We start from the raw sequence: 10,964 nt of genomic DNA, 5'->3' as shown, positions 1-10,964 counted from the left end.
CTCTCCGGGTCTGTACAGGCGTCCTACATCCGAAGTAGGAGGAGTAGGAGAGGAGACGCGGACATGAGCGACGCATCGGAGTGGAAGGGACGTCGGCTGGGCCCGTATCAAGTCGGTGAGCGATTCCCGGATGTCCCCGAGGACGAAGGCCGACTCTATGAGGCCCACCACGTCGAGACGGGAGAGCCCGCGCTGGTCGTGATGCCAGGCACGGGTGACGACTGGAGCACGTCCACCCCCTGGAGCACGCAGACGACGAGCTTCACCGGGCCGGATGCCTTCGTCGTGCACCCCAAACGCTCGGCCGGGGCGAAGCTCCCGACGTTCCACGAGATGACCCTGGGATTCATCCGGCTCGCGGGCGCCCTGGCCCAGCTCGACGGGCGGGCGGACGTACGGGCCCACTTCGCGCGCGAGCCCCGGCCGACATCCCCGCGACACAAGGCGAGGCGATGGGGACTCGCGGGCGCGGGATTGGCGCTGGCCGCGGGACTCGCGCTCCTGCTCTGGCTTCGGGACACCACGCACATGGGTACAGGCGATACGTCTGTCGAAGCCATCGTCTTCTCCGATGACCAGGACACCACCGCCTTTTCCGCCATCGCCTACCCGATGCCAGAGACTGCCTTCAAGGAGCAGCGCAAGCCGCCGTGCATTCCCGAAGCGCAGGTCGAGATACGAGGCGGTTGCTGGAACGAACTGGCGAAGACCGCTCCCTGCCCACGCAGTACCGCCGAGTACCAGGGCAAGTGCTACGTGCCCGTCAAGAAGCCGGACCCGCAGCCGCGCTCCGTCCAGCCCTGAGCCGGGCATACGTTCGGGAGCGGATGACTGCCCGCGAAGGGGATTGCGGGCGGCAACCTCGCGGGGCCACCCTCATGGGCAAGGGAGGCCTCGTGAAAAAGCAGGAGTACATCCACGGTTATGACCCCGTCGAGCAGGAGCGCTTGATCGAACAGGCCCGTTACCTCGACAAGTGGGTCCGTCCGGGTGTCGAGTTCAAGCCCAAGGGCCGGATCCTCGAAGTGGGCTGCGGCGTGGGCGCGCAGACCAAGATCCTCTTGAAGCGCTTCCCCGGGATCACCATCGACGGGGTGGACCTCGTCCCCGAGCAACTCGAGGCCGCCCGTCATTACCTCAAGCGAGAGCTCGCGGAGGGGCGCGTCCGGCTGTTCCAGGCCGACGCCTCCGACCTCTCCTCGCTCGAAGCCAATGCCTATGATGGCGCCTACATCTGCTGGTTCCTGGAGCACGTGAAGGATCCGCTGAAGGTCCTGAAGGAAACCCGGAGCCGGCTGAAGAAGAACGCGCCTGTCTTCGTGAGCGAGGTCTTCAACCAGACCTTCTTCGTCAATCCCTACTCACCCGCGCTGCTGAAATACTGGTTCGAGTTCAACGACCACCAGTGGGAAACCGGCGGGCATCCCTTCGTCGGGGCATCGCTCGGCAACCTCCTGACCGAGGCGGGCTTCCGCAAGGTCGGAACGGAGGTCAGATCCTTCCACTTCGATTCGCGCGAGGCCAAGGAGCGGGAGCGGTTCACGAAGGTCTTCGAGAAGGTCCTGTTGAGCGCCGCGCCCGCGCTGCTCAAGGCGGGACGGGTGGATCGCAAGACCATCAACAAGCTCAAGCGGGAGCTGGTGCGCGTCGAGAAGGCGAAGGACGCCGTGTTCTACTCCGCCTGGGTTCGCGCGGTCGGCCGGGCCTGAGCACCGGCTCACACGGCGAGCACCCGCGACACGACCAGGAGCACTCCGGGGACCACCCCGGGCCAGAGCGAGGCGAGGATGTAGCCCGAGAGCGAGCCGAGGTAGCCCAGGATCTGCCCAGTCCGGGCGCGCGTGTCGCCCTTGGGGTAGGCGGCGAGGCTCACGGGGAGGAAGGACCCCACGCCCACGACGTACCACAGCGGACGCCAGGCGTCGGGGTGCGACTGGAGGGACAGCCCGAGGGCAGCCGCCACGATGAGCCCCTGGAGGAAGCACAGGGCGGCCAGCACGACGAACGCGCTCCCATCCTGGGTCGCGAGCTTCTGGGGGGCTCCCGCGCCCTCCCCCACGGAGGGTTGTTCGGAGAGAGCCCGCTTCACCAGGGGCGTCAGGGCGAGCCCGAGCAGCTTGCTGACCAGCAGGTTGAAGACGAAGACCTTGAAGAAGAACAAGACGAACGACATGCGCCCTCCCGGAACGACCCACGGCGAAGGCGCACCCTAGCAGGTGGGGCCCGCGAGGCTCAGTCGATGAAGAAGTCCGGCAGGGGCTGGGTGCCCGGCTTGACGAGGTACTTGTCGAAGTCCTTCACGCCCTGCTCGCGCAGCAGGTCCTCGTCGAGGAAGAAGTTGCCGGAGCACGAGCGGCTGTCGCGCGTGAGGATGGCGTAGGCCGCGTCGGCCATGATTTCCGGCGTGCGGCTGGCCTCCATCATCCCCTGCCCGCCGAGCATGTTCACGGCGGCGGTGGCGATGGTGGTGCGCGGCCAGAGCGCGTTGAAGGCCACGCCCTGGTCGCGGAACTCCTCGGCCATGCCCAGCACGCACATGCTCATGCCGTACTTGGCCATGGTGTAGGCCACGTGGTTCTGGAACCACTTGGCCTTCATGTTGAGCGGCGGCGAGAGCGTGAGCACATGCGGGTTCTTCGCCTTGAGCAGCGCGGGCAGACAGGCCTGGGTGGTGGCGTAGGTGCCGCGGACGTTCACGCCGAACATCAGGTCGAACTTCTTCATCGGCGTTTCCAGCGTGCCCGTGAGGCTGATGGCGCTGGCGTTGTTCACCAGGATGTCGATGCCGCCAAAGCGCTCCACGGTCTGCTTCACCGCCGCCTGGAGCTGGTCCTCGAAGCGGATGTCCACCATCAGGGGGAGTGCCTGTCCGCCGGCCTTTTGAATCTCCTCGGCGGCCGAGTGGATGGTGCCGGGCAGCTTGGGATGGGGCTCGGACGTCTTGGCGGCGACGACGACGTTGGCGCCATCGCGCGCCGCGCGCAGGGCGATGGCCAGGCCGATGCCCCGGCTCGCGCCGGTAATGAAGAGGGTCTTGCCCTTGAGCGTGCTCACAGCGGGTCCTTTCGCGGGGGCTCCCGTTCGGAGCCTCGGTCCACGGCCTGCCTACTTCGTCCCGCCAGGGAGCGCCAGGGGCGCGTCACGGCATCCGTTCCTCGGAGTCCTCCCCGCTCCAGAGGGCTCCTCCCCCGAGCAAGGGAGAGAGCAGATTCCTGCGGCCAGCCTGGTCCTCGGCCCTTATGATGTAGGAACATGCTCCACGTCATCCCCCTGGGTGGGCTCGGAGAGATCGGCCTCAACGCGATGGTCATCGCCTGCCGCGGGGAGATGCTTCTCATCGACTGTGGCTTGATGTTCCCGCCGGTGAGCAACCAGGGCGTGGACGTCATCGTCCCGGACTTCACCCACCTGCGAAAGAACGCCTCGCTCCTCCAGGGCATCGTGCTCACCCACGGCCATGAGGACCACATCGGCGCCCTGCCCTTCCTGCTGAACGAGCTGAAGGTCCCCGTCTACGCCACGCGCTTCACGCTCGGCATGCTGCGCCACCGGCTCCACGAGCTGGGCGTGGAGGCGGACCTGCGGGAAATCGAGCCGCGCCACCCCTTCCGCGTGGGCAACCACTTCACCGTGGAGGCCTGCCGCGTCACCCACACCGTGCCCGACGCCGTGGGCTACATCGTCCGCACCCCCGAGGGCCCCGTCATCCACACCGGGGACTTCAAGTTGGATCCGGACCCCATCGACGGCCTGCGCACGGACCTGGAGCGCTGGGGCGAGCTGGGGGACGAGGGCGTGCTCTGCCTCCTGTCCGACTCCACCAACTCCGAGCGCACCCACGAGACGGGCAGCGAGCGCGACGTGGAGCGCACCTTCGAGCGGCTCTTCCGCGACGTGAAGGGCCGCATCGTGGTGGGCATGTTCGCCTCCAACCTGCACCGCGTGCGGCATGTGCTGGAGCTCGCCCAGAAGCTCGAGCGCAGCGTGGTGCCGCTCGGCCGCAGCATGGTGCGCAACATCGAGATGGCGCGCGAGCTGGGCTACCTGCCCGGCGTCACCGACTCGCTCTTCGTCCCGCCCGAGCACGCCGCCGTGTTGCCCCCCGAGCGCACCCTGGTGCTCGCCACCGGCTCCCAGGCCGAGCCCCGCGCGGGCCTGTCCCAGCTCGCCGCGGGCGATGGCCCCCTGCGCCTGGGCCCGGATGACCTCGTCGTCCTGAGCGCCCGCGCCATCCCCGGCAACGAGCGCGCCGTGTCCGGGCTCATCGATCAGCTCCTGTGGCGCGGCGCCCGCGTCGTCTACCCGGACCTGGAGCCCGGCGTGCACGTGTCCGGCCACGCGAGTCAGCCCCAGCAGCGGCGCGTGCTGGAGCTGGTGCGCCCGAAGAACTTCGTCCCCATCCATGGGGAGTACCACCACCTGCACCGACATCTGACCACGGCGAGGGAGTGTGGGCTCGCGCCCGAGCAGCTCCTGCTGGCGCAGGATGGGGACTTGCTCGCGTTCGAGGAGGGCCGGGGGCATTTCGCCGGCAGTGTGCCCACCGGGCGCATCTACCGGGATCGCTTCGGCCAGGGGCAGGTGACGCAGGAGATCCTCCAGGAGCGCACCCGGCTGGCCGAGACGGGCATCATCGTGGCGGCGCTCGTCATCGAGCGGGCGAGCCTCAACGTGCTGACGGGCCCCCAGCTCACGTCGCAGGGGCTCAACCTGGACGAGCAGGTGCTGCTCACGCGGGTGGCGGAGGACGCCCGGGGCTTCTTCCTGGAGATGTCGCGGGAGCTGAGAGGGGACGACGCCCGGGTGCGGGAGGAACTGGTGAAGGCGGTGCGGCGGGCCTTCCGGCTCCAGAGCACCAAGCGGCCGGTGGTGGTGCCGATGGTCCTCAAGGTGTGATAAGCGGCCCCAGCCATGCCATCCTTCGACGTCGTCTCCAAAATCGACCTTGCCGAGCTCGACAACGCGGTCAACCAGGCCAAGAAGGAAATCACCACCCGCTACGACTTCCAGGGCGCCCAGGCGGACATCGTGCTGGCCCCCGACAAGACGTCGCTCACGGTGAAGGCCAACACCGAGGACCGGGTGCAGACGGCCAAGGAAGTGCTCCTGGCCAAGCTCGCCAAGCGCGGCATCTCCCTGCTGGCGTTGGAGTACGAGCCCATCGAGAAGACGGGCCTGTCCAACTGCAAGCAGCTCATCAAGCTGCAGCAGGGCATCCCCGTGGAGAAGTCCAAGGAGCTGGTGAAGCTGCTCAAGGACTCCAAGATGAAGGTGCAGGGCTCCATCCAGGCCGACCAGCTCCGGGTGACGGGCAAGAACAAGGATGACCTCCAGGAGGCCATCGCCCTGTTCCGCCGGGAAGCGGATCGGCTGAAGCTGGACATGCAGTTCACCAATTTCCGGGACTGACGCCATGCGCCCCCTCCTCGTCTCCGCCATGCTCGCGGCGCTGTGCCCCCTGTCGGCCGCCGCCCAGGAGTCCTCCGAACCCAAGCCGCGCCAGGTGAAGGCGGTGCCCGCGCTCGGCCGCGAGCCCAAGCTGGACGGCAATCTCAAGGACTTCCCCGCCACGCTCACCCTCAAGTCCCCGGCGGCTCTGGAGGCGAGCGCGTCGTTCACCGCGCGCGTGGGCTGGCGCAAGGAGACGCTCTACGTGGGCGTGGAGGCCACGGATGATCAGCCCCAGTCCGGGGATGTGCTCACCCTCACCCTCTTCTTCCCGGACGCGGGCGCCACCGCGAGCGGCCATGTCTTCCGCTTCGCCTTCGACGGCAAGCGCGCCTCGCCGCCCGACAGCGGCACCTCCGCGTTCGCCCAGAAGCTGGTGGACACGAGCGTGCAGCGCCAGGACGACCGGCTCGTCTTCGAGGTGGCCATTCCCGCCCGGGCCCTGCCGCGCATTCCCGCCGTGGACGCGCTCAACCTCGACCTGTGCCTCACCTACGACGACGTGGACACCGGTGCCCAGCCGCCCGCCGTCTCCAACTGCAAGAGCGGCGGCATGGTGGGCGAGGTGCTCCGGTTGCCGGACGAGTTCCGCCGGGGCCTCAAGCTCAAGCCGCCCGAGGGCGTGACGGGGTTGGAAGGCCGCGCGGGAGGGTGGCTCGGATACGGCGTGCTCCACTACCCGGCCTGGGTGGAGGCAGACGCCCCCCTGACGCCCGCTTCGCTGGAATCCCTCGTCGCCCCCCGGCCGTTCAAGGCGAGCGAGGCCGGGGTGAATGTCCCGGAGACGCTCACCCTGCCTGGGGGCAAGCCCCTCGTGCTGGTGCTCTCGGGGGAGAACCCCTACGCCGGAGGCACCTGTGACTCGGAGAAGGAGTTGCGCCTGGGGGTCTACCTGGTGAAGGGAAAGACGGCGCAGCGGGTGCTCGAGTGGCCGGCCGCCACCTGCGCCCTGGGACGCGCCACGTCCCTGGAATTGGATGAAACGGGCTCGTTGAGCATCAGTTACTCGAACGGCCCGACCGTCAACTTCGCCTGGAGTGAGGATCACTTCGAGCGGACCGAACTTGGAATGCGGTAGGAGTCCCGTGCACGCCTCTTCTGGAAACAAGAATCTCTACATGATGACCCTCGGCTGCCCGAAGAACCGGGTGGACTCCGAGGTGATGCTCGGCACCCTCAAGCAGCGGGGGTATTCGCTGGTGCAGGATCCCAGCGTCGCCGAGGTCATCGTCGTCAACACCTGTGCCTTCATCGGCCCCGCCAAGCAGGAGTCCGTGGACTCCATCCTGGAGATGGCCGAGCTGAAGAAGACGGGGGCGTGCAGCACGCTCGTGGTCACCGGCTGTCTGTCGCAGCGCTACGGCGCCGAGCTCTCCAAGGAGATGCCCGAGGTGGACCACTTCCTCGGCACCAGCGCCTACGCGCAGATCGGCGACCTGCTCGCCGCCGAGGCGAGTCCCCGTCAGGTGATTCCGGACCCGGACTACATCCACAACGCGCAGACGCCGCGTGAGAACTCGATGCCGTCGTACACGGCCTATCTGAAGATCTCCGAGGGCTGCGACAACGCGTGTGCCTTCTGCATCATCCCCACGCTGCGCGGCGGCCAGCGCTCGCGCACCATCGAGGACGTGGTCGCCGAGGCGCGCAAGCTCGCGGACTCGGGCGTGCAGGAGCTCAACCTGGTGGCGCAGGACCTGACGGCCTACGGGCACGATCTGCCGGGCCGCCCCAAGCTGCACGACTTGTTGCGCGAGTTGGTGAAGGTGGACGTGAAGTGGATCCGCCTGCACTACGCCTACCCGCGCGTCTTCACCGACGAGCTCATCGAGCTGATGGCCACGGAGAAGAAGATCGCCCGCTACCTGGACATGCCGCTGCAGCACGCGAGCGACAAGCTGCTCTTGTCGATGAAGCGTGGCCGGGACTCGAAGTTCCTCAAGGAGCTGCTCACCAAGCTGCGCGCCCGGGTGCCGGGGCTGGTGATGCGCACCTCGATGATCGTCGGCCTGCCGGGCGAGACGGAAGAGGACTTCGAGCTGCTCAAGGAGTTCGTGAAGGAGCAGCGCTTCGAGCGGCTGGGCGTGTTCCAGTATTCGGACGAGGAAGGCACCGCGGCGTACGACTACGCGGACAAGGTGCCCAAGCAGACCATCGAGCGGCGCTGGCGCGAGGTGATGGCCATCCAGAAGCGCATCAACCGCGAGCAGAACAAGAAGCTCGTGGGCCAGCGCATCGAAGTGCTGGTGGAGGGCCCCAGCGAGGAGTCCGAGCACCTGCTGGTGGGCCGCCACGAGGGCCAGGCGCCGGAGATCGACGGGCAGGTGTACATCAACGATGGCCTCGCCTACCCGGGCGAGTTCGTCACCCTGGAGATCACCGAGGCGCACGACTACGACCTGGTGGGCAAGGTGGTCGAGCGGCCCAACCCCAAGGACCGGGTGCTCAAGCCCCGCGAGTCCTTCCCGCTGCCGGTGGCGGCGGCTCCGCGCTAACCGCCCCGAGTGAGACCCGGCGCCGCCCCTCGAGGCGGCGTCAGTGGGGATCCTCGGGCTCCAGCTCGCGCTCCCTCTTCGTCGGCGGCCTGGGGGTGTTGCTCCGCTGGGGCAGCACGGCCCCGTCGCCCAGGGGCGTGGGCTGGCACTCGCACACGGTGCGCCGGGTGCTCGGCTGGTGCACGAAGACGCACGCGTTGGGGCACTCGGCGACAGGCCCTTCCTCGAAGAGCGCCAGGGCGTAGCCGCGCACGGACCGCAGGGCCTCCGCGCACTCGGGCATGGACTGCGCCAGCTTCGGCCACGGCACCAGGTGCTGCGTCGTCACGCCCCGGCTCGTGGGCGAGAACGAGAACCCCACCTGGCACTCCAGGGACAGGGGTTTGCCATCCTCGCCCAGCGGCTCCAGGTGCACCCGCCCGCCGCCGGGGAGATCCCGGAACACCGCCCCCGTGACGGCCGTGCGCTCTCCCGCGCCGCGCCGCACGTGCAGCGCGAAGCACGCCTCCTCGCGAGGCTCCTCCGGCGCGGCCGAGGCCCCCGGGCGCGCGCAGCGCTGACGGCCCTCGACAGTCACCACGCGGGGCCGCCGCAGCACCAGCGTGCTGCCCTGCACGTCCACCGTGGCGCGGAAGCGGCCCCACACGTCCGCGCCCAGGCGGCCCAGCGTGGTCGGGTTCTTCCACCCCACCCCGGCCTCCACCACCAGCGGCGCCACGCCCACGCCCGAGGACACCTCCACCGCGTCCACCAGGAAGGCCCTCGGGGGCAGTCCGGCCGTGGTCTCCAGGCCGTGCAGCCCCTGCGCCTCCGCGGGCCCCAGGGCGAGCCTCGAGAAGGGCTCGCGCGTGCCCAGCACGAAGGGCCCCGTGAGCACGGACTCGCCTTGCGTCACCCGCGCTGCCAGCAGCGGCCAGTCCCCCACGGGCTCGCGGGTCAGCTCGAGCACTTGAATCTCCTCGGCCGACGCCGTGCCCGCCGCGGCGGCCTCGGCCAGCCAGGCGTCGCGGGGACGGGACTTCTCGAAGGACACCTCCCGGCGCAGGGGGTCCACCGTGAAGGCATAGGGCGCCAGCACGTCCGCCCCGAGCGTCACCGCGCAGGCCTGCTCCCCGGTGAGGCCCATGCCGCGAGGACCCAGGAGGACGCCGCCCACGCGCAGCCCCGAGACGCGCACCAGGGGCCAGTCGCGGATGCCCCCGAGGCCGGCGTAGACATCCGGCACGCGCGCCATGCCCGTGACAGGAGGCACGGGCCGCTTCTCATCCCAGCACCCCGAGGACACCGCGGAGAGCGCGCGGGCCACGTCCAGCACCACCGGCATCGCGCGGCCATTCAAGTGCCCCTCCACCACCAGCCGCAGGTGGGGCGAGGGCAACAGGGGCAGCGTCTGGCCCACGAGGGTGCCCGGCGTCTCGGTGGCGACGGGCCGAGCGGCCTGGTGACAGCCGGCGAGCAGCAGCAACAGGGCCGCGAGACGTGCGCGTGCCATGGTGGGCTACTTGGGCATCATCTTGGAGAGATCGTCGATGCGCGTGCCCTCGGGAGGGTTGATCTTGAAGCGCGCCTCGTCGATGCCCACGTTCGTCTTCAGGTTGAGGAAGGCGATGGCGTTCTCGCTGCCGTCCGGATCCACCACGGTGCTCTTGAGCACCTGGGCCGTCTTCGGATCCACCTCCAGGCGCACCTGGCGGAAGCGCGGCTCCGTCTTGGCCGGGTCCAACACCAGCAGCGTGCCCTTGCAGTCCTTGCACTCGCCCTTGGTGATGGTGAACTCGTCCGCGAGCCGACCCTTGCCGAAGAGGAACGTCACCGAGGCGGACAGCTGGCTCGTGTCGATCCGGCCCACGCTCAACGTCTGGGCCTCGGGGTCGTGCGCGTACACCTTCTCGCCCGCGAGCACGAAGGTGCGCTTGGAGGGCTTCTCGTACTCCCAACGCATCAGGCCGGGCTTCTTGTAGATGACCGTGCCCGACGAGGACTGGGTGCGCCGCAGGGCCTTGTACTTGTAGTCCTGCTTGAAGTCGGACGAGAAGTCCTGCGTCTTCTCGTAGAAGGCCTGCATCCGCTCCACCAGGTCCTTCACCTCGGGAGTCATCGCCTTCTTCTCGGGCGCCTTGGGCGCCGCGGCGGGAGCGGCCGCCTGCTGGGCGGGCGCCTGGACGGCCGCCTTGGGCGCGGGGGTCGTGGCCGGTGGAGTGGCCACCGGGGCGGCGAGCAGGGTCATGAGCAGCGTCTGCAGGTGCATGGTCGAAGCTCTCTCCTTGGGTGGGCGGGAACGCCCACGGGATGCATCTGTTCCTGTCGACGGGTCGCCCCGGACGGGCATTCAAGGCGAGGACGGAGGCGCCTTCTTGAAGATCTTCTTCCGTTGTTTCACGGCGAGCACATAGAAGCGCTCGCGCAGCTCCTGCGCCTCGCCTTCCGTCAGATCGCCCACACGTCCGAGGTGCTCCTCGCGCCAGGAGATCGCCCGGGTGACACACGCCGACGCCGCCGCGGAGATGTTGAGGCTCTGGCTGAAGCCGCGCATGGGAATCCAGAACGTCCCATCCGAGCCCGCCAGTACCTCCGGGCTCACGCCATCGCGCTCGTTGCCGAAGATGAGCGCGATCTTCGAGTCGAAGCGCATGGTGTACAGGCTGGTGGCGTCCTCGCGGATGGCGGACGCGTACAGGGAGAAGCCCCGCGCCTTGAGGGCCGCGCGGCACGAGGCGAAGTCCCGGTAGATCTTCACGTCGAGCCACTTGTCGCAGCCCTGGGCCACCCGCGAGTTGGGCATGAAGGGCGCCGCCGGGTTGACGATGACATGCACCTCCTGGAGGCCATTGGCCTCGCAGGTGCGCATCACCGCCGCCATGTTGAAGCTGTCCTCCAGCCGATCCAACACGATGGTGAAGGTGCGCGTGCGCTGGGAGATGACCTTGTCGATCTTCTCCTTGCGCACGTCGAGCAGGAGCGACTCCGGCTCGATCGGCGCCCTGTCGAGCTTCTCGTAACGAGGACCTCCGCCGCCCATCG

General features: G+C 68.7%; 11 protein-coding genes. 6 read left to right on the top strand and 5 right to left on the bottom strand.

Annotated features, from left to right (window positions below; all coding sequences use genetic code 11):
* The first annotated feature begins 63 nt into the window (after positions 1–63).
* Both F0U63_RS10490 and F0U63_RS10485 read left to right on the top strand, forming a co-directional pair.
* Positions 64–804, top strand: coding sequence for a hypothetical protein (locus tag F0U63_RS10490; RefSeq protein WP_395845752.1), 741 nt, complete (start codon positions 64–66; stop codon positions 802–804).
* 92 nt (positions 805–896) lie between these two features.
* The gene (locus F0U63_RS10485; protein WP_395845751.1) at positions 897–1,709 is read left to right on the top strand and encodes a class I SAM-dependent methyltransferase; all 813 of its coding nucleotides are present in this window, start codon (positions 897–899) and stop codon (positions 1,707–1,709) included.
* An 8-nt stretch (positions 1,710–1,717) separates the two neighbouring features.
* Here F0U63_RS10485 and F0U63_RS10480 read toward each other — a convergent pair whose 3' ends face one another.
* Positions 1,718–2,173: a hypothetical protein gene (locus tag F0U63_RS10480; protein ID WP_395845750.1), complete on the bottom strand. Its 456-nt coding sequence runs from the start codon at positions 2,171–2,173 to the stop codon at positions 1,718–1,720.
* A gap of 59 nt (positions 2,174–2,232) precedes the next feature.
* Entirely contained in the window at positions 2,233–3,054 is an 822-nt protein-coding gene (locus tag F0U63_RS10475) for an SDR family oxidoreductase (protein ID WP_395845749.1), read from the bottom strand.
* A gap of 198 nt (positions 3,055–3,252) precedes the next feature.
* Here F0U63_RS10475 and F0U63_RS10470 point away from each other — a divergent pair, with 198 nt between their 5' ends.
* Genes F0U63_RS10470 through rimO form a run of 4 tightly spaced genes read left to right on the top strand, consistent with a single transcriptional unit; the run spans position 3,253 to position 7,943 of the window.
* Positions 3,253–4,896, top strand: coding sequence for a ribonuclease J (locus F0U63_RS10470; protein WP_395845748.1), 1,644 nt, complete (start codon positions 3,253–3,255; stop codon positions 4,894–4,896).
* A 15-nt stretch (positions 4,897–4,911) separates the two neighbouring features.
* Positions 4,912–5,409: a YajQ family cyclic di-GMP-binding protein gene (locus F0U63_RS10465; RefSeq protein WP_395845747.1), complete on the top strand. Its 498-nt coding sequence runs from the start codon at positions 4,912–4,914 to the stop codon at positions 5,407–5,409.
* 4 nt (positions 5,410–5,413) lie between these two features.
* Entirely contained in the window at positions 5,414–6,526 is a 1,113-nt protein-coding gene (locus F0U63_RS10460; protein WP_395845746.1) for a hypothetical protein, read from the top strand.
* Positions 6,527–6,569: 43 nt separating this feature from the next.
* Positions 6,570–7,943, top strand: coding sequence for a 30S ribosomal protein S12 methylthiotransferase RimO (gene rimO / locus F0U63_RS10455; protein WP_395848351.1), 1,374 nt, complete (start codon positions 6,570–6,572; stop codon positions 7,941–7,943).
* Between the two features lie 40 nt (positions 7,944–7,983).
* Here rimO and F0U63_RS10450 read toward each other — a convergent pair whose 3' ends face one another.
* The 3 genes from F0U63_RS10450 to F0U63_RS10440 form a co-directional block, all read right to left on the bottom strand.
* Positions 7,984–9,435 carry a hypothetical protein gene (locus F0U63_RS10450; protein ID WP_395845745.1) on the bottom strand — a complete coding sequence of 484 codons (1,452 nt, stop codon included), beginning with the start codon at positions 9,433–9,435 and terminating at the stop codon, positions 7,984–7,986.
* A gap of 6 nt (positions 9,436–9,441) precedes the next feature.
* The gene (locus F0U63_RS10445; protein ID WP_395845744.1) at positions 9,442–10,191 is read right to left on the bottom strand and encodes an outer membrane lipoprotein carrier protein LolA; all 750 of its coding nucleotides are present in this window, start codon (positions 10,189–10,191) and stop codon (positions 9,442–9,444) included.
* A gap of 81 nt (positions 10,192–10,272) precedes the next feature.
* Positions 10,273–10,962: a TrmH family RNA methyltransferase gene (locus F0U63_RS10440; RefSeq protein WP_395845743.1), complete on the bottom strand. Its 690-nt coding sequence runs from the start codon at positions 10,960–10,962 to the stop codon at positions 10,273–10,275.
* Positions 10,963–10,964 lie beyond the last annotated feature (2 nt).

Origin of the sequence: Cystobacter fuscus, assembly GCF_044360685.1 — a bacterium.
Taxonomy (GTDB): domain Bacteria; phylum Myxococcota; class Myxococcia; order Myxococcales; family Myxococcaceae; genus Cystobacter; species Cystobacter fuscus_C.
This window is presented reverse-complemented; position numbering and strand designations above follow the sequence as displayed.